At 69.8% G+C, this 22496-nt stretch carries 20 protein-coding genes; 17 read left to right on the top strand and 3 right to left on the bottom strand.

Features of this window, described 5'->3' with window-relative positions; all coding sequences use genetic code 11:
* Positions 1-79: 79 nt before the first annotated feature.
* The 9 genes from MFF21_RS13420 to MFF21_RS13380 all read left to right on the top strand — a co-directional run bounded on the left by MFF21_RS13420 (position 80) and on the right by MFF21_RS13380 (position 13184).
* Positions 80-1507 (top strand): sensor histidine kinase, encoded by a 1428-nt coding sequence (locus MFF21_RS13420; RefSeq protein WP_238311624.1) that lies wholly within the window; start codon positions 80-82, stop codon positions 1505-1507.
* A complete protein-coding gene (locus MFF21_RS13415) occupies positions 1504-2154 on the top strand; it encodes a response regulator (protein WP_238311623.1) in 651 nt (216 codons plus the stop codon). The genes MFF21_RS13420 and MFF21_RS13415 overlap by 4 nt, the downstream gene beginning before the upstream one ends.
* A 159-nt stretch (positions 2155-2313) precedes the next feature.
* Entirely contained in the window at positions 2314-4122 is a 1809-nt protein-coding gene (gene xoxF5 / locus MFF21_RS13410; protein WP_238311622.1) for a lanthanide-dependent methanol dehydrogenase XoxF5, read from the top strand.
* A gap of 511 nt (positions 4123-4633) precedes the next feature.
* Positions 4634-5104 (top strand): MarR family winged helix-turn-helix transcriptional regulator, encoded by a 471-nt coding sequence (locus tag MFF21_RS13405; protein ID WP_238311621.1) that lies wholly within the window; start codon positions 4634-4636, stop codon positions 5102-5104.
* The gene (locus MFF21_RS13400) at positions 5101-7140 is read left to right on the top strand and encodes an FUSC family protein (protein WP_238311620.1); all 2040 of its coding nucleotides are present in this window, start codon (positions 5101-5103) and stop codon (positions 7138-7140) included. The genes MFF21_RS13405 and MFF21_RS13400 overlap by 4 nt, the downstream gene beginning before the upstream one ends.
* Positions 7137-7346 (top strand): DUF1656 domain-containing protein, encoded by a 210-nt coding sequence (locus MFF21_RS13395; RefSeq protein ID WP_238311619.1) that lies wholly within the window; start codon positions 7137-7139, stop codon positions 7344-7346. Before MFF21_RS13400 ends, MFF21_RS13395 begins: the two co-directional genes overlap by 4 nt.
* Positions 7347-7416: 70 nt before the next feature.
* Positions 7417-8343, top strand: a complete 927-nt coding sequence (locus MFF21_RS13390; protein WP_238311618.1) for an efflux RND transporter periplasmic adaptor subunit — start codon at positions 7417-7419, stop codon at positions 8341-8343.
* A gap of 229 nt (positions 8344-8572) precedes the next feature.
* Positions 8573-9583 (top strand): chemotaxis protein CheB, encoded by a 1011-nt coding sequence (locus tag MFF21_RS13385; RefSeq protein ID WP_238311617.1) that lies wholly within the window; start codon positions 8573-8575, stop codon positions 9581-9583.
* 64 nt (positions 9584-9647) lie between these two features.
* Positions 9648-13184, top strand: coding sequence for a CheR family methyltransferase (locus tag MFF21_RS13380; RefSeq protein ID WP_238311616.1), 3537 nt, complete (start codon positions 9648-9650; stop codon positions 13182-13184).
* Positions 13185-13197: 13 nt separating this feature from the next.
* On the opposite strand, the gene MFF21_RS13375 is transcribed toward MFF21_RS13380, so the two are convergent.
* Together MFF21_RS13375 and MFF21_RS13370 are read right to left on the bottom strand one after the other, a co-directional pair.
* Entirely contained in the window at positions 13198-13560 is a 363-nt protein-coding gene (locus tag MFF21_RS13375) for a hypothetical protein (protein ID WP_238311615.1), read from the bottom strand.
* A gap of 25 nt (positions 13561-13585) precedes the next feature.
* The gene (locus MFF21_RS13370) at positions 13586-13873 is read right to left on the bottom strand and encodes a hypothetical protein (protein ID WP_238311614.1); all 288 of its coding nucleotides are present in this window, start codon (positions 13871-13873) and stop codon (positions 13586-13588) included.
* Between the two features lie 60 nt (positions 13874-13933).
* Here MFF21_RS13370 and MFF21_RS13365 point away from each other — a divergent pair, with 60 nt between their 5' ends.
* Positions 13934-14362: a DUF1488 family protein gene (locus MFF21_RS13365; RefSeq protein ID WP_238311613.1), complete on the top strand. Its 429-nt coding sequence runs from the start codon at positions 13934-13936 to the stop codon at positions 14360-14362.
* Positions 14363-14420: 58 nt separating this feature from the next.
* Here MFF21_RS13365 and MFF21_RS13360 read toward each other — a convergent pair whose 3' ends face one another.
* A complete protein-coding gene (locus tag MFF21_RS13360) occupies positions 14421-14906 on the bottom strand; it encodes a group III truncated hemoglobin (RefSeq protein WP_238311612.1) in 486 nt (161 codons plus the stop codon).
* 622 nt (positions 14907-15528) lie between these two features.
* Here MFF21_RS13360 and MFF21_RS13355 point away from each other — a divergent pair.
* The 7 genes from MFF21_RS13355 (at position 15529) to mnhG (ending at position 22453) form a co-directional block, all read left to right on the top strand.
* Positions 15529-15960 carry a cupredoxin domain-containing protein gene (locus MFF21_RS13355; protein WP_238311611.1) on the top strand — a complete coding sequence of 144 codons (432 nt, stop codon included), beginning with the start codon at positions 15529-15531 and terminating at the stop codon, positions 15958-15960.
* Between the two features lie 477 nt (positions 15961-16437).
* A complete protein-coding gene (locus MFF21_RS13350; RefSeq protein WP_238311610.1) occupies positions 16438-19368 on the top strand; it encodes a monovalent cation/H+ antiporter subunit A in 2931 nt (976 codons plus the stop codon).
* Positions 19368-19736: a Na+/H+ antiporter subunit C gene (locus tag MFF21_RS13345; RefSeq protein ID WP_238311609.1), complete on the top strand. Its 369-nt coding sequence runs from the start codon at positions 19368-19370 to the stop codon at positions 19734-19736. The genes MFF21_RS13350 and MFF21_RS13345 overlap by 1 nt, the downstream gene beginning before the upstream one ends.
* Positions 19733-21337, top strand: coding sequence for a monovalent cation/H+ antiporter subunit D (locus MFF21_RS13340; protein WP_238311608.1), 1605 nt, complete (start codon positions 19733-19735; stop codon positions 21335-21337). Before MFF21_RS13345 ends, MFF21_RS13340 begins: the two co-directional genes overlap by 4 nt.
* Positions 21334-21834, top strand: a complete 501-nt coding sequence (locus MFF21_RS13335) for a Na+/H+ antiporter subunit E (protein WP_238311607.1) — start codon at positions 21334-21336, stop codon at positions 21832-21834. The genes MFF21_RS13340 and MFF21_RS13335 overlap by 4 nt, the downstream gene beginning before the upstream one ends.
* Positions 21831-22115, top strand: coding sequence for a K+/H+ antiporter subunit F (locus MFF21_RS13330; protein ID WP_238311606.1), 285 nt, complete (start codon positions 21831-21833; stop codon positions 22113-22115). The genes MFF21_RS13335 and MFF21_RS13330 overlap by 4 nt, the downstream gene beginning before the upstream one ends.
* On the top strand, positions 22112-22453 hold the full coding sequence (mnhG, locus tag MFF21_RS13325; protein WP_238311605.1) for a monovalent cation/H(+) antiporter subunit G: 342 nt from the start codon (positions 22112-22114) through the stop codon (positions 22451-22453). The genes MFF21_RS13330 and mnhG overlap by 4 nt, the downstream gene beginning before the upstream one ends.
* Positions 22454-22496 lie beyond the last annotated feature (43 nt).

Raw genomic sequence — 22496 nt, 5'->3', positions numbered from 1 at the left:
TCCGCTAAGGGAGCGTTGCTGGCCGGGTTGCTGGACGCCGCCCGGGGACTTCACGGTCGAGGGCAGGAACAACGGATCGATGCGCCTCCTGCTCAGTCTCGTCCTGCAGGTGGCCGCCGCCGTGCTGCTCTGCCTGACGGTGGCCGCCGCCTGGGTGATGTTCGATTCCAAGCGGAGCATCGAGACCGAGGCGCGTCACTCGGCGCTGCGGGTCATCAAGCAGGTCAAGGCCTTGAGCTGGCGCGAGCTGACCTGGCGCGGCAGCGCCGGGCGCGACGCGAAATACGCCTTTCCCGACTGGCGCAGCGCCGACGTGCTGCGGGTGATCAGCCCCGGCTACTGCGTGAGCCTCGCCTGGGCCGAGGAGGCGCCCCAGCGCCTGTGCGGCCGCGGCGCCGATGCGGAGGCGGCGTCGCCCCGCTGGTTCGCCCGGCTCTATGACGGGGTGTTCGGCGCGGCGCCCCCGGTGGCGCAGGAGCTCACCCTGAACGGGCGCACCTTCGGCACGGTGACCGTCGAGGCCGATCCCGCCGCCGCGCTCCAGGCCGCGTGGCACCAGGTCAGCGTCGTCATCGGCGTCGCCGCGGCCATGGCGGCCGGGATCGGGCTGCTCGTGACGCTGGTGATCGGGAATGCCCTGCGCCCGGCCGGCGTCATCCTCAGGGGCTTGCGGCGTCTGGAACTCGGGGACCTGTCCGCGCGGCTTCCGCCCTTCTCGGCGCGGGAATTCAACCTGATCGGCCGGGCCTTCAACGATCTGAGCGAGCGCCTGGCCCGTACCACCGCCGAGCGGGCGAACCTGACGCGCCGCCTCTTCATGGTGCAGGAGGAGGAGCGGCGGGCGCTGGCCCGGGATCTCCACGACGAGTTCGGCCAATGCCTGACCGCCGCCGGCGCGCTCTCGGCGGCGATCGTCAAGGGAACGCATAAGGATCGCCCGGACATCGCCGAGGATGCCCGGGAGCTGGGGCTCCTCGCCAAGCGGATGATGGGCACGTTGCGCGGCGCGCTCTCCCGCCTGCGGCCGCCGGAATTCGACGAGCTGGGCCTCGAAGGCAGCCTGAACCAACTCGTCGCCTCCTGGAACGCGCGCACCCTGAGCCGGTCCGGCCAGGTCGCCGAAGAGACGCGCGCCCCGACGATCCGCCTCGACATCGCCGGGAGCCTCGTCGCCGTGCCGACGGCCGCCGCCCTGAGCATCTACCGCGTCACGCAGGAATGCCTGACCAACGTGGCCCGCCACACCGCCGCGACGGAGGTCCTCGTCCGGGTCGAGTGCGAGACGGATCCGGCGCGCATCCTCCGCCTCACCGTCGAGGATGACGGGGGCGGGGCGCCCGACCAGCTCAATTCCGTCTCCGGCCACGGCATCCTCGGCATCCGGGAGCGGATCACCGCGCTCGGCGGCAGCCTGGCGATCGGGCGCGCCCGGGCGGGCCTGCGCATCGCCGCGCTCATCCCCCTCGGGCCGAGCATCCCGGTCGCCTCGGCGGAGAGTCTGGCGTGAACGGCATCACCATCCTGCTCGTGGACGACCATCCGGTCGTGCGCGCCGGCTATCGCAAGCTCCTGGAGCGGCAGGGCCACTACACGATCACGGCCGAGGCGGAGAACGCGGCGGAGGCCTACCGCCTCTACCGCAAGGTCACCCCCGACATCGTCGTGATGGATCTGAGCCTGCCCGGCGCCAGCGGGATCGAGGCGATCCGTCTGATCCGCGGCTTCGACCGGAACGCCCGCATCCTCGTCTTCACGATGCACCAGAGCACGGCTTTCGCCTCGAAGGCCTTCGAGGCCGGCGCCTCCGGCTACGTGACCAAGAGCAGCGAGCCCGAGGAGCTGATCGCGGCGGTGGCCGCCGTCGCGCGCGGGGAGCGGGCGCTGAGCGACGACATCGCCCGCGAGCTCGGGGCCGAGCGCCTGTCCGGGCGCCGCTCCCCGGTCGAGGATCTGGGGCCGCGCGAGCTGGAGATCCTCCGGCTCATCGCCTCGGGGCGCACCTCGGAGGCGATCGCGCAGTCGCTCTCGCTCAGCCTCAAGACGGTCCAGAACTACCACTCGGCGATCAAGTCCAAGCTGAGCGTGCACACGGACGCCGATCTCGTCTGGATCGCGGTCGCGGCGGGCCTGCTTCAGCGCCAGCCCTTCGAATGAGGCTGTGCACGGCGGATATCTCGGGAAATCTTCCCAGTCGTTTTCGGGAAGTCCTCCCTACGCCGCGAATGTCCTAAGAACTTAATGAGATCCCGGGGCAAGCATCGATACGGCTCGGTTCAACGGCCGAGGGCGACGATGGACATCCCGGGAGGAAAGATGAAGCACGCTTCACTGCTGGCTGTCGGCCTCGGCGCCGGCCTGCTGCTGGACACGGCGGCATTCGCCAATGAGGACGTTCTCAAGCACACGGCCAATCCGGCGGAGCAGGTGCTCCAGACCGTCGACTACGCCAACACCCGCTATTCCAAGCTCGACCAGATCAATGCCGGCAATGTGAAGAAGCTCCAGGTCGCCTGGACCTTCTCCACCGGCGTGCTGCGCGGCCACGAGGGCTCCCCGCTCGTCGTCGGCAACATCATGTACGTCCACACCCCCTTCCCGAACATCGTCTACGCCCTCGACCTCGACAACGAGGCGCGGATCATCTGGAAGTACGAGCCGAAGCAGGATCCGTCCGTGATCCCGGTCATGTGCTGCGACACGGTCAATCGCGGCCTGGCCTATGCCGACGGCGCCATCCTGCTGCACCAGGCGGACACCACCCTGGTCTCGCTCGACGCCAAGACCGGCAAGGTCAACTGGTCGGTCAAGAACGGCGACCCGTCCAAGGGCGAGACCAACACCGCCACCGTCATGCCGGTGAAGGACAAGGTCATCGTCGGTATCGCGGGCGGCGAATACGGCGTGCAGTGCCACGTCACCGCCTACAGCCTCAAGGACGGCAAGCGCATCTGGCGCGGCTATTCGGTTGGTCCCGACGACCAGCTCCTCGTCGATCCCGAGAAGACGACGCAGCTCGGCAAGCCGATCGGCAAGGACTCTTCGCTGAAGACCTGGGAAGGCGATCAGTGGAAGACCGGCGGCGGCTGCACCTGGGGCTGGTTCTCCTACGATCCGAAGCTCGACCTGTTCTACTACGGCTCGGGCAACCCCTCGACCTGGAACCCGGCCCAGCGCCCGGGCGACAACAAGTGGTCGATGACGGTGTGGGCGCGTAACCCGGATACGGGTGTGGCCAAGTGGGTCTACCAGATGACCCCCCACGACGAGTGGGATTACGACGGCATCAACGAGATGATCCTCACGGATCAGAAGATCGACGGCAAGGAGCGTCCGCTCCTGACCCACTTCGACCGCAACGGCTTCGGCTACACCCTCGATCGCGCCACCGGCGAGCTGCTCGTCGCCGAGAAGTACGACCCGGCGGTGAACTGGGCCACCAAGATCGATCAGGACAAGGGCTCCAAGACCTACGGCCGTCCGCTGGTCGTGTCGAAGTACTCGACCGAGCAGAACGGCGAGGACACCAACACCAAGGGCATCTGCCCGACCGCCCTCGGCACCAAGGACCAGCAGCCGGCCTCGTATTCGCCGCGGACGCAGCTGTTCTACGTGCCGACGAACCACGTCTGCATGGACTACGAGCCCTTCCGGGTGAGCTACACCCCGGGTCAGCCCTATGTCGGCGCCACCCTGTCGATGTATCCCGCGCCGAACAGCCATGGCGGCATGGGCAACTTCATCGCCTGGGACGGCGTGAACGGGAAGATCAAGTGGTCGAACCCGGAGGCCTTCTCGGTGTGGTCGGGTGCGCTCGCCACCGCCGGTGACGTGGTCTTCTACGGCACCCTCGAAGGTTACCTGAAGGCCGTCGACGCCAAGACGGGCAAGGAACTCTACAAGTTCAAGACCCCGTCGGGCATCATCGGCAACGTGATGACCTACGAGCACAAGGGCAAGCAGTACATCGCCCTTCTGTCGGGTGTCGGCGGCTGGGCGGGCATCGGCCTCGCGGCCGGCCTGACCGACCCGAATGCCGGCCTCGGCGCGGTGGGCGGCTATGCCGGCCTCTCCCAGTACACCAATCTCGGCGGCCAGGTGACGGCCTTCGCGCTGCCGAACTGATCTCGCGCTCCACGGAGCCGAGTGACGAGGAAGCGGCCGGCGCTCCGGTGCCGGTCGTGATGTGACCCAGGGATTTCGTCTCAACACGAAAACCCGGCGTGCCCTCCGGTGCGCCTCCAGAGCTTGAGGGGATGTTTGCGACAGACTGTTCCGTAACCCTTCTCCGGTGCCATTCCTCCGCCCCTCGTTTATCGGAGAACACGGACACGGCGAGTTCCTCGTGAACTCGCCGCTTTTTTTTGCCCGCGCCGCCGGTGCGGACGCCGGAGGCCGTCCGGGAAGGACGCGCCGCCGGACCTGACGGGAACGCCCGGCGCCGAGGGCGGCCCGCATGCGGCGCAGAGCGCCACGATGCCCGGCCTGTTCGGCCTCGGCCGCGCGGCCCTCCTGCTGTACCGGCACGGCCCCTGAGCCGGCCCCCGCACAAGCCGATTGCAAGATAATAGATAGAAGCCTATCTAACGGCCGTTCACGGCGCTCCGCCCGATCCGGATCCCGTGCGGAGAGCCGAATGTCCGTGGATCCGGTCCTGCTTCGCCAGACCTACACGCACGCCCTGCTGCTCGCCGGGCGGCAATGGCGGCGCGTGGCCGACAGCGCGGTGCAGCCGCACGGGATCTCCGACGCAACGGCGCTGCCGCTGCTGCTGATTGGCCGCATGGCGGGCGAGCCCCGCCAGAACGCCCTCGCCGAGGCCGTGGGCATCGAGGGGCCCTCCCTGGTGCGCCTGCTCGACCAGCTCTGCGCGGCCGGGCTGGTCCTGCGCAAGGAGGACCCGACCGACCGTCGGGCCAAGGTGCTCAGCCTCACCCCGGCCGGGCGCCGGGTGGTCGCGACGATGGAGGCCGATCTCGCCCGTTTGCGCGCGGCGGTCTTCGCCGGGGTGAGCGAGGCGGATCTCGAGGCGAGCCTGCGGGTGTTCCGGGCCGTCCAGCGCTACGCCCGGGAGACCGGCCTGTCCCGCGGGGAGGGGGCCGAATGACCCTTCCCGGCGGTCGCGACTGGATCTTCGCCCTCAAGACCTTCGGGGCGGCGATGCTGGCCCTCTACCTGGCGATGTGGATCGACCTGCCGCGGCCCTACTGGGCCCTCGGCACGGTCTACATCACCAGCCAGGTCCTGGCGGGGGCGACCCGCTCCAAGGCGCTCTACCGCGTCTGCGGCACGCTGCTCGGCGCGGGGGTGAGCGTCGTGCTGGTGCCCAACCTCGTCGACGCGCCGGAGCTCCTGACCCTCGCCATCGCCCTCTGGGTGGCGATCTGCCTCTACTTCTCCCTGCTCGACCGGACGCCGCGCAGCTACCTGATGATGCTCGGCGGCTACACGGCGGCGCTGATCGGCTTCCCGGCGGTGGGCGAGCCCGGCACCATGTTCGACACGGCGGTGGCCCGGGCGGAGGAGATCACCCTCGGGATCCTCTGCGCCAGCCTGGTCAACACGGTGGTGCTGCCCCGCTCCGTCGCCCCCGCGATCGCCGCGCGGCTCGATCTCTGGCTGCGCGAGGCCCGGGCCTGGGTCGCCGAGGTGTTCGGCCGGGCCGGCGCCGGCGGGGACACGATGGCCAGGCGCCTGCGCCTCGCCTCCGACGCCGTCGCCCTCGACGCGCTGGCCACGCCGCTGCGCTACGACCGGACCGGCGCCGAGCGCTCGGCCGAGGCCATGGCGACCCTGCGCCAGCACATGTTGATGTTCCTGCCCATCGTCTCCGCGGTGGCGGACCGCATCGCGGCCCTGGAGCAGGCCCGGGCGCTGCCGCCGCGCCTGCGCGCCCTCCTCGACGATATGGCCGCCTGGCTCGCCTCGGGCAGCACGGAGCCGGCTGTGGCGGCGCGCCTGCGCGCGGCGGCGGAGGCCGCTTCGCCCGCCTTGCAAGAGTCCCCGTCCTGGACGGATCTCGTCGTGGCGAGCCTCGTCACCCGCCTGAAGGACTTCATCGATCTGCGCCAGGACGCCCGGCTGCTGCAGCGGCACGTCGCCGAGGGGAGCCCGGTCACCGAGGCGCTGGCCTTCCGCTACACGGCGCAGGCGCGCACCATCCGCCACCGCGACCATGGCATGGCGCTGATGTCGGCCATCGGCGTGTTCGCCTCGATCGTGATCACCTGCGCGATCTGGATCGCGACCGGCTGGCCGGACGGCGCGGGCGCGCCGATGATGGCGGCGGTCGGCTGCTGCTTCTTCGCCGCCCAGGACGACCCGGCCCCCTTCATCGTCGATTTCGCGAATTCCGCCCTGGTCGGCGGCGTCGCGGCCGGCCTCTACCTGTTCGGCGTGCTGCCGCTGGCGACGAATTTCGAGATGCTGGCCCTCGCCCTGGCGCCCGGCCTCATCCTGTGCGGCGTCTTCATGACCCAGCCCCGGACGGCGCCCCTGGCGCTGGGCGCGGCGGTCAACGGCTCGGCCATGATCGCGCTCCAGGGCAGCTACACGGGCGATTTCGCCGCCTTCACCAATTCCGCCGTCGCGGTGGTGGCGGGGATGTGGATCGCGGCCCTCGTCACCCGCCTCGTCCGGTCGGTCGGGGCCGGATGGACCGCCCGCCGCCTGCGCGCCGTGAACCGCCGCAGCCTCGCCCGGGCGGCCGAGCGGCAGGGGGCGCAGAACGGGCTCGAACTCGCGGCGATCATGCTCGACCGGGTCGGGCTGATCGCGCCGCGCCTCGCGGCCCTGCCGGCGGAGGATGCGGAATGGACCGCCGACCTCGTTGCCGAGGTGCGGGTCGGCATCAACGTCGTGGAGCTGCGCCGGGACCGCCGCAACCTCGCCCCGGAGGCGCGTGCGGCGGTCGAGCGCCTGCTGGCCGCCCTGGCCCGGCATTTCCACGGCACCGCCGCCCGGCCGCCGGAGGACCTGCTCGCCACCATCGACGGGGCGATCGACGCGGCGGCTGCCGCCCCGCGCGAGGCTGCCCATCGCGCGGCGCTGCTGGGGCTCGTCGGCATCCGCCGCGGGCTGTTTCCCGAAGCGCCGCCCTACCGGCCGAGCGCCTCCTTCACCGAACCGGGGCTCGCGGCATGACGGGCGAACTCGACCTCTACGGCGTCTTCGTCCCGAGCCTCGCGGCCTGGATGCTGATCGCCTTCCTGGCGAGCCTGCTCCTGCGGCGGCGGCTGGCCCGGCTCGGCTTCTACCGGCTGGTCTGGCACCGGCCGCTCTTCGATCTCGCCCTCTCCGTCGTGCTGCTCGGCGGCGGCGTCGCCCTCGCCCGCCCGCTGCTCCCGTGAGCCCCGCACCCGCCCGTCCCGGCTTTCCCCGTCCTACGCCGTCCCGGTCCCTCCCATCCCGGCGCCTCCCATGACACGGTTTCTCGCCCTCGCGTCCCGCCTCCTCGTCACCCTGGCGATGGTCGCCTTCGCCCTCGTGGTCGGACTCGGCCTGTGGGACTACTACATGGAGGCGCCCTGGACCCGGGACGGGCGGGTGCGGGCGGACGTGGTCGCGGTGGCGCCCGACGTCTCGGGCCTCGTCACCCAGGTTCTGGTCGAGGACAACCAACTGGTGACGCGCGGCGACGTGCTGTTCCGGATCGACCCGGAACGCTTCACCCTGGCCCTGCGTCAGGCGGAGGCGACGGTCGAGGGCCGGCGCGCCAGCGCGGAGCAGGCCGCCGCCGACTATGCCCGCTACAGCAAGCTGAGCGACGCCGCCGTGTCCCAGCAGAAGGTCGAGGCGGCCCGCGCCGCGGATCTGGAGGCGAAGGCCGCCTATGACCAGGCCCTGGCTGACCGCGACCTCGCCAAGCTCAATCTCGAACGCTCGGCGGTGAAGGCTTCCGTCGACGGCCGCATCACCAACATGGAGCTGCGGCCGGGCACCTACGTCACCACCGGGCGGGGCGTGATGGCGCTGATCGACGGGGACACCCTGCGGGTCGAGGGCTATTTCGAGGAGACCAAGCTGCCGCGCATCCATGTCGGCGACCGGGTCCGCATCCGGCTGATGGGCGAGGACGCCCTCCTGACCGGGCGGGTCGAGAGCATCGCCGGCGGCATCGAGGACCGAGAGCGCACGGCGGGTTCCAATCTGCTCGCCAACGTGAACCCGACCTTCGCCTGGGTGCGCCTCGCCCAGCGCGTGCCGGTGCGGATCGCCCTGGATCCCCTGCCCGAGGGCCTGCGCCTCGTCGCCGGCCGCACGGCGACCGTCGCGGTCGAGGCCGGCGGCCGGGACCGCGCCTTCGACCCGCTCGCGCTCTGGCGGAGGACGGCCGCGGATCGCTAGAGCCCGCGCCGCCGCACGCGGATCCGCGCCGTCGTGGATCCGGCCCGCAAGAATCGACGTGCGGCTGTGCTCCCGGGTCGGCCCGCGCGAAGCTTGCCCCTCGCCGGGATCGCGCGCCAGGAGCTGCGCCGCCGGACCAGCTGAGGGCGCGACCCGGCGTCCCACGAAGAGGAACACCCATCTCCCCCTCCGGTTTCGCCTACGACCGCCCGGGTCGGCGAGGCCGTTCATGACCAACCGCGACATCATCGTGATCGGGGGATCGAGCGGAGCGCTCGCGCCGCTGCGCGCCATCCTGGGCAGCCTGCCGGCCGACCTGCCGGCGGCCGTCCTCGTCGTCGTCCACATGCCGACGCTGGGCAGCGGCATGCTGGCCTCTCTGGCGACCGGCACCTGCGCCCTGCCGATCCGGCAGGCGGAGGAGGGCATGCCCGTCGAGCCCGGGACGGTCTATGTCGCCGCGCCGGACACCCATCTCCTCCTCCATGACGGCCATCTCCGGCTCGGGCGCGGCCCGCGCGAGAACCTGTCGCGTCCGGCCATCGATCCCCTGTTCCGCTCCGCCGCGGTGCATTACGGGCCCCGCGTCATCGGCATCGTCCTGAGCGGCCTCCTCTCCGACGGCGCCGCGGGCCTGAACGCCGTCCGCCGCTGCGGCGGTTTCACCGTGGTGCAGGATCCCCAAGAGGCGACGGCGGACGAGATGCCCCGGCGCGCCATGGAGGCGACCACAGTCGATCTCTGCGTGCCGAGCGCCAAGATCGGCCCCACCGTCGTCGATCTCGTGCACGAGAGCGCCGGGGCGCAGGTCCCCGTGCCGGACGAGCTGCGCATGGAGATCGACATCGCCACCGGGGGGCGCATCGACACGGCGCGGCTGGCGCGGATCGCGGACCCCGCCGCCCTCACCTGCCCCGATTGCGGCGGGGTGCTCTCGCAGGTCAAGGTGGGCGAGCCGCTCCGCTTCCGCTGCCAGGTCGGCCACGCCTTCACGGCCGAAGCGCTCGCCTATGAGAAGGAGGATCGCGTGGACGAAGCCCTGCGCGTCGCTCTGCGGATCATCGAGGAGCGGGCGGAATTGGTTCAACGCATGGCCGAGGACGGCCGTCGGACCGGCCGGCGCGCAGTGGCGGAGATGTACGAGGCCCGCGCCAGCGAGTATCGCGATTATGCCGAGACGCTTCGCCGTGCCGTTCTGCATTCGTTGCGGCCCGCGGGCACCGCCGACGAAGCCTCGTGACGCGGCGCCGGCCCGGTGCTTTCACGGCCGAAGCGGGCGAGGGGATGGAGACACGATGACAGGGATGCCGCCCACGGAGAATGTCCGCCTGGACGGGGCCACGGTCTTCATCGCCCTCTGCGCCTCCGGCGCGAGCACCCGCTCGCTCGAGACGCTGCTGACCCTGCTGCCGCCCCAGGAGGATGCGGCCGTCGCCATCATCCTCCAGCATCGCGAGGCCCTGGACGAGGAGCGCTTCGCCCGCGTCGCGCAGGAGAGCGGCCGCACGCTGACCCCGATCGCGGACGGCACGCCGATCGAGCACGGCCGCACCTACCTGCCGGAGGCCAACGTCATCGTGACGCTGCGGGACGGTCTGTTCCGCACGAGGCCCGCCCAGCAGCAGGTCGGGGAGCGGGGCACCATCGACAGCTTCCTGACCTCGCTCGCGGAGGTCGAGGAGGCGCAAAGCCTCGCCGTCATCTTCGCGGGCACCGCCTCCGAGGGAACGCTCGGCGCCAAGGCGATCAAGAATGCGGGCGGCCTCGCCCTGGCGGAGGAGACGGAGGACAGCCGGACGCATCATCTCGCCGTCAGCACCGACCCGGCCGCCCTCGCCGACATGGTGCTCACCGTCGAAGGGCTCGCCGAGCGCATCACGGCCTATGTCGCCGATCTCGCCCGCGGCGGCGTGAGCTCGTTGCACCCGGCCGCCGACCACGACGTCGCCTCGGCGCTGTCGTCCATCGCCGCGATCCTGCGCAACCGCACCGGCCACGACTTCCACGGATACAAGCCGGGCACCTTCATCCGCCGCGTGCAGCGCCGGATGCAGGTCGTCCAGGTCGACGACGTGCATGTCTATCTGGAGGTGCTGCGCACCAAGGCGGAGGAGGTGCAGCAGCTCTTCAACGACCTGCTGATCGGCGTCACCCGCTTCTTCCGCGATCCGGAGGAATTCGCGCTTCTGGAACGGGAGGTCATCCCGAAGCTGTTCGCCGGCAAGGGGCGGGGCGACCAGCTGCGCGTCTGGGTGATCGGCTGCTCCACGGGGGAGGAGGCCTATTCCCTCGGCATCCTCCTGCGCGAGCACATGGCGAGCCTGGAGGTGGTGCCGCAGATCCAGATCTTCGCCACCGACCTCGACGGGCGGGCGCTCGCCGCCTCGCGGGCCGCGCGCTACCCGGAGAGCATCGCCCAGGACCTGACGCCGGAGCGGCTCGCCCGCTGGTTCGTGCGCGAGGGGAACACCTACTGCGTGGTCAAGGAGCTGCGGGAGATGTGCATCTTCTCGCAGCATTCCATCGTGAAGGACGCGCCCTTCTCCCGGATCGACCTCGTCTCCTGCCGCAACCTGCTGATCTATCTCGATGCCGAGCTTCAAAGCCAGGTCATTCCGCTCCTGCACTTCGCCTTGAAGCCGCAGGGTTACCTCTTCCTCGGAAGTTCCGAGAATGTCTCGCGCCACCCGAAGCTTTTCGCCCCCGTCGGCCACCGCTCCCGCATCTTCCGCCGCCAGGAAAGCGCGACGCGGACGCTGCCGAATTTTCCGTTTCCGACCGCCGGCCAGCTCCCGCCCAGCGTTCCCAGCGCAGGGTCCGAACCGCCGCTCGTCGCCGGCGCATCCCTGACGCGGCGGGCCGAACGTTTCGCGGAGCGCTATGCGCCGGCCTACGTCATCGTCGACGAGGGCTATAACGTCCTCCACTTCTCCGGCCGCCTGGGACGCTTCATCGATCCCGCCGGCGGCGCGGCAAGCCTGAATGTCCTGCAACTCGCGCATCCGGACCTGCGGCTCGAGCTGCGCACCGCCCTCGCCAAGGCGGCGGGGGAGGGGGGCACCGTGCATGTCGAAGACCTGCGCGTGGGCCAGAACGGGGGGAGCCTCATCGTCGATCTTGTGGTCGAGGCGGTGCAGGAAGGACCGGGCTCGCCGCGGGGCTTCTTCGTGCTGTTCCGGGACGGCCCGCGCCTCTTGCAGGCCGGGATCGGCGCCAACGCTTCGGCGGAACAGGCCGACCACACCCAGCGGCTCGAGGCGGAGCTACGCACCACCAAGGACAGGCTGCAGGCGACCAACGAGGAGCTCGAGACCACCAACGAGGAGCTGAAGGCCTCCAACGAGGAATACCAAGCGCTCAACGAGGAGCTCCAGGCCGCCAACGAGGAGCTGCAGACCTCCAAGGAGGAACTGCAATCGATCAACGAGGAACTAACGACCGTCAACGGCGAGCTGGGGCACCGGGTGCACGAGCTTTCGCGGGCCAACAGCGATCTGAAGAACCTGATCGAGAGCACCCAGATCGCGAGTGTCTTTCTCGACAACGATCTGAAGATCGCGAGCTTCACCCCGGCGGCTGCCGAGATCTTCCACTTGATCGGCTCCGACGAGGGCCGGCCGATCAGCCACATCAAGGCGCGCGTGACCTACGAGGAGTTGTTGGAGGACGCCCGGCGCGTCCTGCGCACGCTCAACCTGGTCGAGCGCGAGGTCGGCAACCCGGAGACCGACGCGCGCTACATGGTACGGGTGCTGCCCTATCGCAGCATCGACAACTACATCGCCGGCGTCGTGATGACCTTCGTCGACGTGACCGCTTGGAAGCGTGCCGAGGAAGCGCTGCGGGAGAGCGAGACGCGTCTGCGCGCCCTGATCGAAGGGGTGCCACAGCTCATCTGGCGGGCGAACGGGGAGGGCCACTGGACCTGGACGAGCCCGCAATGGAACGCCTTCACCGGCCAGGCGGCCGAGGAGAGCCGGGGGATGGGCTGGCTCAAGGCCCTCCATCCGGACGATCGCGAAGCCGCCCTGGCCTTCTGGTCGACCGCCGAAAAGACGGGGCGACTGGAGATGGAAGGCCGCATCCGCCACGCGGAGGAGGATCGCTACCGCTGGTTCCAGACACGCGCCATGCCGCTGCGCGACGAAGCGGGGCGCATCCTCGAATGGTTGGGCACCTCGACCGACATCGACGACCTGCGCCGGTTGCGAGAGCGGCAGGAGGTGATGGTGGCCGAGCTGCAGCATCGCACCCGCAACCTGATCGCGGTGGTGCGCTCGATCGCGCGGCAGACCCGAGCGTCCAGCACTGACCTGGAAGGCTTTCACGAAGCCTTCAACGAGCGCCTGGAAGCGCTGTCCCGCGTGCAGGGGCTCCTCTCGCGGGCCGATGAAGAGCGCATCACCATCAGCAGTCTCCTGCGTTCGGAACTGGAGGCCCTGGGCGCCCACGCGATGGGTGACCGCATTCGCCTCGAAGGGCCCGAGGCACGGCTGCGGAACTCCACAGTGCAGACCCTGGCACTCGCCATCCACGAACTCGCGACGAATGCGCGGAAATACGGCGCGCTCGGTGCGGAGCAGGGGCGGCTCGACGTCACCTGGACGGTGCGCGAGGAGGAGGATGGCCAACGGCTCAGGCTGGAATGGCTGGAGACCGGCCTCGAACAGCTTCCGGACCGGCAGGCGCCCCTGGCGCATGGCGGTTATGGGCGCGAACTGATCGAGCAGGCGCTGCCCTACGCCCTCGGTGCCAAGACCAGCTTTGAGCTGGATGCGTCCCGCTTGCGCTGCGTGGTCGATCTGCCCCTCGGCCGGCGTGGGGGCGGTGGGCAGGTTTAGCGGGCTACGCCCGCTAAGACAGGAGCCAGAAGGCCAGCCCCAGGACGATCGCGATGGCCAGGATGATGCCGACATAGGCGAGAAGGACGCCCCGGTTGCGGCCGTAGCCCGTCTGCATCCGCGCGACACGTCGGCGCCGCGGGCTGCTCTCCTCCTCCCGTGCCAGGGCGACGCGGGACGGGCTCGGCGGCGCACCGGCCGCCTCGTCGTCGGTTCCGAGCGGCGACAATCCCGGATCGTGGGCCGGAATCTTGTCCCCGGTACGTCCCGCATCGATCGCCTCCTTCAACTGCGCGGCGGTCGGGCGCTCGGAGGGAGGCGGGGCTTCCGGAATACGGTTGGCCGGCGGGGGCGGCGTCTCGGAGCGCAATGACATCGGGAAGCTCCTCCGCGGCGCGGCGTCAGCGGCTGCTGCCGCCGGTACCGCCTCCTCCACTGCCCTGTGGGATCGCCCGCTCGGGCTGTCCGGCATTGCCGCCGGCTGCCGAGTTGGTGGTGATCGTGTCGGCGCCTGTCGCGCCGGGGGCAATGACGTAGTCGACGCTGTTGCCCGTAGTGTTGGTCTGGCGCTGGATAATGGTGCCCGGCGGATAGGGTCTGCCCGGGATGCCCGGCGGCGGCGTCTGGGCGCTCGCCGCGCCCGAGAGCAGGCAACCGAGGGCGGTGACGCTGAGAACCACGCGGTGCATAGACCTATCTTTCCTGGCGAATGTTCTTCGGCTGATCCTGAAATCAGACCGGCATGTGCGATGCTGAATCAATTCCGTGTGCTGCCGCCAAGTTTCTCTGATGCGGCCCCTTGTCCGCTGTCCTCCCGACGCATCAGGCGATGCCGAGGCTCGCGCTTTGGCCTGACCAAACCTTGCCTATCCTCGTGGCTTCCTGTGGAAAGCCACGAGGATGGATCAAGGCGCATGCGAATATCCGGATTTGAAGCGGGGATCGACAAGACGATGCCGGATCACGTGTCCTTCTCGATCACGGATGATCGCAGGCTGATCCCCTGCCGGATCGGCTTCGACGCCATTCATGCCCTCGCCGACGATCCGAGTGGGAACGTTATGACGCTCTTCGCTGCCCATCAGGAGCAGATCGTGGATGCGGCCATCGCCCAGTACCGGCGCGAGGGAGCGCCCGACGGAACGGTCACACGCTCGGGCGGCGCGCCCCGGCGCTGAATCCTCCCGCTCGGCCTCGCGCCACGAGCAGAGAGGCGGACACGGCGAGGTTTCCGCCTCACGGATCCCGTGCGGTAACGGCTCCGGGCGGCTGGCGGGGCGCGACGAGCTCGCCGCGTCGGGTCGCGGCGCCCATTTCCAGGCTGCTGGCGATGCGGTGCGCGCGCTCGATGAAGTGGTTCGCGGCGACCTCCGGGCACACCTCCCGCGCGGCTTGTGAGAACAGGTTCAGCCAGCGGTCGAAGGCTTCCGGGGTGAGCGGCAGGGGCATGTGCGTCGTCATGGGCGTGCCCTGATAGCGCCCCGTCATCAGCGCGACCGATGACCAGAAGTCGCAGAGCTTGGCGATATGGGCCTCCCAGTCTGCGACGTGGCGATCGAAGATTGGGCCGAGGAGCGGGTCCTTTGCTGCCCGGCCGTAGAAGGCGCGCACGAGCCTCTCGATCAGAACGTCGTCGATGCCCGTACGCGCGGCAATCTCGGCGGAAATCTCCGGCCGGCGTTCCGGGCTGCTCCCGGTCACCCTCAATTTTCTGGAAGACATGGCTTTCCGTCGCTCGTGGTCCGACGCGGACGCAAATCAGAGGTCCGCGCCGCGCGTGGACGCGCTTTCCGTGCTGGGTGCGATCCGATCCTGCATGTCGGTGGTGCGGTTGAGCGGGACAAGCGCGCCCAAGCCTCCAGCCTGACACCTTCGGATCGGATCGTGCGGGTCCCTGCGGGCTGGATCATGAGCCGCCGGCCACGGCGCCGGTGATGACCATGATGAGTGCATCGAGATCGATGCGCCGGTCGCCGGTGAGGAAGCCGGGCTCTACGGCCCCGACGGAAAGCGCCTATCCGTCGATCTCGGCCTGACGCTTCAGCTCGGCCGTGATCGCGTTCCGAAGCATGTTCTGAACGTCCATGTCGTGCCTCCGCTCGACGTGACGACGCTTCCGGCGGTGTATCGGCCTCCGCGCCTCTCGCAGGGAATGCTGGCTTCCACCGCGACCGTTCCGGTGGAGCGGCGATTTCGCGGCGGCCTGCTCCGGGCTCGGATGATGCGCCGAGGAGAGGCGCGGGCAGGACGTCGCGGGCAGGAACTCGGGCTTCGCCATCGGCCTTCCCACCCTGCGTGTCGCGTGGTCCGGGAGATTGAGATGCCGAAGGTCGGATTGTTCGGAATGGGCTTCGCGGCGGCGATCCTGTCCGTGAGCCCGGCGGCGGCTCAGGGCAAGCCGGACACGCCGCCCGCCAGCGCATCCATGCCGTCCGTGGACCTGACGATCAGCGACAAGGATGGGAAGGCGGTCTGCGCGCCGGCCGAGTTGCGCCTGCCGGCAGACACGAACGTCACGATCAACATCTCGAGCCACGCCAAGTCGCCGGTGATCATCACATCGCCGAACCAATTCAAGAACGATCAGGTGCTCCACCACGATGGCGATCTCGCCCACGTCGCCAGCGGTGACGGCTACACCGTCAAGCAGAACGGCAAGGGGGTGCTGCGCCTGCGGACCTTGAAGGCGGGGGAGCAGGACTATGGCTGCGCGGGCATCAACGATCAGAAAGACGTTTTTCGCGGCAGGCTGATCCTCACGCCGCCCTCCGGCTGAAGGCCGCACTGCCAGTCCCATCTTCTGCCGGGTGAATACGGGCACCCGACATGGCTCTGTGCGCCATGTCACATCCCGAAGGACAAATGGCTGGTCCTGCGCACGGCCTTCGGGCCGCGCCGGACAACCGGCGTATGACCGCGGCGGGAAATCAATCCGCGACACGCGCTGCCCCTAGGGAGGGCGCGCAAACGGGTGCTTCGCGCCAGAAGGGATCGGATCGGACGTCCCGGCCGGTGTCGCCCCGCTTCTGAGGTCTACGGCGCCAAATGGGCCGCTGCCCCCATGAAACCGGGCCCGCTTCCCTCGCCGTCACGCCTGCTCGTCCCTATACCTTAGGCGCGGCATCCGTGGTCCGACCCGGGCGTCGCTCCGTCCGAAGCGCTTCCGCACCCATTGGACATCGGTCCCGCCCGAGGAAGGCGTTGTCCATGTCCCCCTGTCCATGCCCGCCCGCCGCCGTTCTCGCCGGATTTGATGCCGCCTCAGCTGCTCCTCGCCACTGCTGCGATCCTGCCCTTCCTCGGCAGCCTCGTCGCGATCTGCCTGCCGCGACAGGCGCGCAACGTTGCCGCGAGCGTCGCGGGAGGCGTGACGCTGGTGAGCCTCGCCTGCATCGGGCTGCTCTATCCCGCGATTGCCCACGGCGGTCCCGTCACCTGGGTGGTCGAATGGTTGCCGACATTGGGCGTGCGCTTCGTCCTGCGCCTCGACGGGCTGTCCTGGCTCTTCGCGATGCTGGTGCTTGGGATCGGCGCGCTCGTGGTGCTCTATGCCCGCTACTACATGGCCGCGGCGGATCCGGTGCCGCGGCTGTTCTGCTACTTCCTCGCCTTCGTCGGCGCGATGCTCGGCATCGTGCTCTCCGGCAACCTGATCCAGCTCGTGGTGTTCTGGGAGCTGACCAGCATCGTCTCGTTCCTGCTGATCGGCTACTGGTCCGACAACGCCTCCGCCCGGGACGGCGCGCGGATGTCGCTCACCATCACCGCGGCCGGCGGCCTCTGCCTGCTCGTCGGCGCGGTATTCCTCGGTCGCATCGCCGGCAGCTACGACCTCGACGCCGTGCTGGCTGCGGGCGATGCGATCCGCGCGAGCCCACTCTATACGCCGGCTCTGATCCTGATCCTCGCCGGGGCGCTGACCAAGTCGGCGCAGTTCCCGTTCCACATCTGGCTGCCGCGGGCCATGGCGGCGCCGACGCCGATCAGCGCCTACCTGCATTCGGCCACCATGGTGAAGGCCGGCATCTTCCTGGTGATCCGGCTTTTCCCGGTGCTCTCGGGCACCGACGAATGGTACTGGATCGTCGGCAGCGCCGGCATGGCGACGATGCTGGTGGGCGCCTGGAGCGCGATCTTCCAGCACGATCTGAAGGGGCTTCTCGCCTACTCGACCATCAGCCATCTCGGGCTGATCACCCTGCTGCTCGGCCTCGACACGCCGCTGGCCGTCGTGGCGGCGATCTTCCACACGGTGAACCACGCGACCTTCAAGGCGTCGCTGTTCATGGCGGCCGGGATCATCGACCACGAGACCGGGACGCGGGACATGCGCCGCCTCAGTGGCCTGTGGCGGGCGATGCCCTACACCGGCACCCTGGCCATGGTTGCCGCTGCGGCCATGGCGGGCGTGCCCCTCCTCAACGGGTTCCTGTCCAAGGAGATGTTCCTGGCGGAGGCGGCGGACAATGCGGGTGGGCACCAGCTCAACCTCGCCCTGCCGTTCCTGGCGACGCTGGCCTCCGCCTTCACGGTGCTCTACTCCCTGCGCTTCATCCGCCAGACCTTCTTCGGGCCGGCCCCGCACGATCTGCCGCACGCGCCCCACGAGCCGGTGCGCTGGATGCGCATCCCGATCGAGCTGCTCGTCCTGGCCTGCATCGCCATCGGCCTCGTTCCGAACCTCACGATCGGGCCGGTGCTCGCCGGCGCGGCGCGCACGGTGCTCGGCGCCCGGATGCCGGACTACGATCTCGCGATCTGGCACGGCTTCAACGCGCCGCTCGTCATGAGCATCTTGGCTTTGGTCGGCGGGGTCGCCCTCTATGGGATGTTCGGGCGGCGCATCAACACCAATCCCCGCGGCGGGCCCTGGCTGATGGACCGGCTTGACGGCGGGTGGCTGTTCGAGCGGGGCATGACCGGCCTCGTCAGGGCGGCCCGTGCTCTGGAGGCCCAGTTCGGCGCGGAGCGCCTGCAGCCGCAACTGCGCATCCTGTTCCTCGCCGCCCTGCTGGCGGCGATCGCGGCGGGCGTCGCGCGCGGGCTGGACCTGTTCGCCCCTGGCCGGGTCACCGATTTCGATCCCGCCTTCGCCCTCATGTGGTTGGTTGGCGCGGCCTGCGCGGTCGGTGCTGCGGAACGGGCGAAATACCACCGGCTGTCCGCGGCCATCTTCGTCGGCGGGGCGGGCCTCGTGAGCAGCCTCACCTTCCTGTGGCTCTCGGCGCCCGATCTCGCGGTAACGCAGATCCTCGTCGAGATCGTCACAACGGTGCTGCTGCTGCTCGGTCTGCGTTGGCTGCCCAAGCGCGACGAGGCCATTCCCGCCCCGGCTTCCGAGAAAGCGCGGGCGCGCCGCCGTCGCCTCGTCGACCTCGGCATCGCGATTTTTGCCGGCTTCGGCCTCGCTGGCCTCGCTTACGCGGTCATGACCCGGCCGGCGGTGGACGGCATCAGCCGCTGGTTCGTGGAGGAGGCCTATCCGCAGGCGGGCGGGCGCAACGTCGTCAACGTGCTTTTGGTGGATTTCCGGGCCTTCGACACGATGGGCGAGATCTGTGTGCTCGGTATCGTCGGCCTAACCGTCTTCGCGCTGCTGCGCCGGTTCCGCCCGGCCCCCGACAGCCTGGAGCGGCCGGCCCAGCAACTGCGCCATGACGCCTACGATCGTGCTCGGGAGGGCCGCGAGCCGGGCCACACCACCGCCGATGCCCTCCTGGTGCCGCGGATGGTGATGACGTGGCTGTTCCCCTTCATCGTCCTGCTCGCGCTGCACCTGTTCCTGCGCGGGCACGACCTGCCCGGCGGCGGCTTCGCGGCGGGCATCGCGCTCACCGTCGCCTTCATCCTGCAATACATGGCCTGCGGTGCGCAGTGGGTGGAGGAGCGCCTGCGCATCCAGCCGATCGCCTGGATCGGTGTCGGCCTGCTGGTCGCGGTATTGGCGGGTGCGGCCTCCTGGCTGTTCGGGCGCCCCTTCCTCACCGCCTACTTCGCCTACTGGGAGTTGCCGCTGATCGGCAAGGTGCCGGTGGCGAGCGCCCTGCTGTTCGATCTCGGCATCATGGTGCTGGTGGTGGGGGCGAGCGCGCTGATGCTGGTGGCGCTCGCCCACCAGTCCCTGCGCCGCACCCGCGCCACGGAAGCCGAGATGGAGCGGGCTGCCAGCAAGGAGCACGCCTGATGGAACTCGTGCTGTCCCTCGGCATCGGCGTCTTCGCCGCCGCCGGCGTCTGGCTGATGCTGCGCCCACGCACCTTCCAGGTCGTGCTCGGGCTCTCGCTGCTGAGCTACGCCGTCAACCTCTTCATCTTCGCCATGGGCCGGCTGACGGTCGGTGCGCCGCCGGTACTCGGCGCCGGCGCCGACATCGTTTCCGTCGACGATCCGGTGCCGCAGGCCCTGGTCCTCACCGCGCTGGTGATCGGCTTTGCGCTGACCGCACTGTTCCTCGTCGTCCTGCTCGCCGCCCGCGGCGTCACCGGCAGCGATCATGTGGATGGCCGCGAGCCGCACCAGGCGGAGCCGCATCCCGGGAATCCGCATCCATGAACGCCTCCGCGATGAACGCGGCCGTCGTGAGCCATTGGTCGGAGCACCTCGTCGTCCTGCCGATCGTGCTGCCGATCGCGGTCGCCGGGGCGATGTTCCTGCTGGACGAGCGCCGGCATCGCCTGAAAGCGGGCCTGAGCCTCGCCACGGTCCTGGTCCTGCTCGGCGTCGCCCTCGTCCTAGTCGGCCGGGCGGGCCACGCGCCGGAGGTCTACCGCCTCGGCAACTGGGCCGCGCCCTACGGCATCGTGCTGGTGGCGGACCGGCTCTCGGCGGTGATGCTGGCGCTTGCCGCGACCCTCGGGCTCTTTGCCCTCGTCTTCTCCTTCGCCCGCTGGGGCCGGGCGGGGCCGCGCTTCCACGGCCTGTTCCTGTTGCTGCTGATGGGAGTGAACGGCGCCTTCCTCACCGGCGACCTGTTCAACCTGTTCGTGTTCTTCGAGGTGATGCTGGCGGCTTCCTACGGCCTCGTCCTGCACGGCTCGGGCGAGACGCGGATCCGGGCGGGGCTCGGCTACATCGCGGTCAACCTCGTCGCCTCGCTGTTCTTCCTGATCGGCGTCAGCCTGATCTACGGGACCCTCGGCACCCTCAACATGGCTGACCTCGCCCGGCGGCTCACGGCACCGTCCGCGGGCGACCTCGCATTGTTCGAAGTTGGCTGCGGGATTCTGGGTATCGCCTTCCTGATCAAGGGCAGCGCCTGGCCCCTCGGCTTCTGGCTGCCGACCACCTACGCGGCGGCGAGCGCACCGGCGGCGGCGGTGCTGGCGATCCTGAGCAAGGTCGGCGTCTACGTCGTGCTGCGTCTGAGCCTGCTCCTGTTCGGGACGGGCCTGTCCGAGGGCTTCGGGCTAAGCTGGATCCTCGCCGCCGGGCTCGCCACCATCGCCTACGGCACCATCGGCATCCTCGCCGCGCGGGACCTCACCCGAGCGGCGGGCTATGGGGTGATGATCTCCTCGGGAACGGTGCTCGCGGCCCTGGGCACCGGCAGCGGTGGGGCGCTTTCGGGGGCCCTGTACTATCTCGTCGGCTCGACGCTTGCCGCCGGCGCCTTGTTTCTGCTCGCCGAGGTCCTTCAGCGGGGCCGCGACCCGGCGGAGGCCGTCCAGCCCGTCTTCGCCGACGAGTACCGCGACCCCTTCGACGATGCCGGCGCCACCGAGATCGGCCGCGCCATTCCCGCCGCGGTGGCGATCCTCGGCGTGAGCTTCCTGCTCTGCACGCTGATGCTTGCCGGGGTTCCGCCGCTCGCGGGCTTCGTCGGCAAGCTGGCGATATTTTCAGGCCTTGCCACCGGAACCATGACCGCCTCGGCCTGGGTGCTGATCGTAGCCCTCACCTTGTCCAGCTTGGGCACGCTGATGCCCCTGGTGCGGCTGGGCATCTTCAGCCTCTGGGTGCCGAGCGACGACCCGCCGCCGTTACTGCGCGCGCCTGAATTCATCGCCCTGGCCGGGCTGCTCGGCGCTTGCGTGGCGCTCGCCCTGTGGGGCGGCCCGGCCCTGGCCTATGCCGACGAGACCGTGCGCTGGCTTACCCAGCCGGGGGACTATGTCCGTGCCGTCCTCGGCGGCCCGGAGGGAGGCGGATCATGAGCCGCATCCTGCCCTATCCGTTCCTGTCGGCCGGGCTCGCCCTGACCTGGCTGCTGCTGAACGCCCCGCCCACACGCGGCGGCGTGCTGCTCGCGCTCCTCGTCGGCCTCGCCGTCCCCGCGGTGATGCGGGCGCTGCGCCCCCGAACCGCGCGGCTGCGCGCGCCGGGCACGGCGGTGAGGCTGCTGGTGACCGTCCTCTACGACATGGTCCGCTCCAATATCGACGTCGCCCGGATCATCCTCGGCTTGCGCCGCGGCGAGCGGCGCACCGGCTTCGTCACCATCCCTCTCGACATGCGCGAGCCCTTCGGCCTCACGGCGCTGGCGATCATCCTGACCGCCACGCCCGGCACGCTCTGGGTCCAGTACGATTCCGACACCGGGTGCCTGCTCATGCACGTGCTCGACGATACCGACAAAGACCAATGGGTCCGCCGGGTGAAGGACCGCTACGAGCGTCCCCTGATGGCGATCTTCGCAGGAGTTCTGGCATGAGCGCCGCGACCGTGCTCGACTGGGGCCTCGCCCTCGCTCAGGGGATGCTGGTCCTGGCGATGGCTCTCGCCGCCTGGCGGATGCTGCGCGGCCCCCGCGCCCAGGACCGCATCCTCGGCCTCGACACCTTCTACCTCAACGGCATGCTCGCGATCGTGGTCCACGGCATGCGCACCGGCAGCAGCCTCTATTTCGAGGCGGCTTTGATCATCGGCATGATCGGCTTCACCGCCACCGTGGCGCTGGCCAAGTTCCTGATGCAGGGCGAGGTGATCCAGTGAGCGGTGCCGAACTGCCTGCCTGGGCCGCCTGGCTCGTGGTCCTGCTTGCGCTCACTGGCGCCGGCTTCTCGCTGACGGGGGCCTTCGGCCTCATCCGCCTGAAGACATTCTACGAGCGCGTCCATGCCCCGACGCTCGGGGCGACGTTGGGCATGGCCCTGATCCTGTGCGCCTCGATGCTGCTCCTGTCGCTGATCGAGGGGCGCATCGTTCTGCGCGATGCCCTGATCGGCGTGTTCCTCACGGTCACGACGCCGGTCACCCTGCTGCTGCTCGCCCGCGCCGCCGCACATCGGGATCGGCACGAGGGCAATGCCGGCGCCCCGCCGGAGGTGTGAGGCCCATTCCGCCGACGGTTTCGGTTTCAGCTCTGCGATGACG

It is taken from the genome of Methylobacterium organophilum, assembly GCF_022179465.1.
GTDB lineage: Bacteria > Pseudomonadota > Alphaproteobacteria > Rhizobiales > Beijerinckiaceae > Methylobacterium > Methylobacterium organophilum.
Note: the sequence above shows the minus strand (reverse complement) of the source record. Positions and strands in the feature narration are given on the sequence as shown.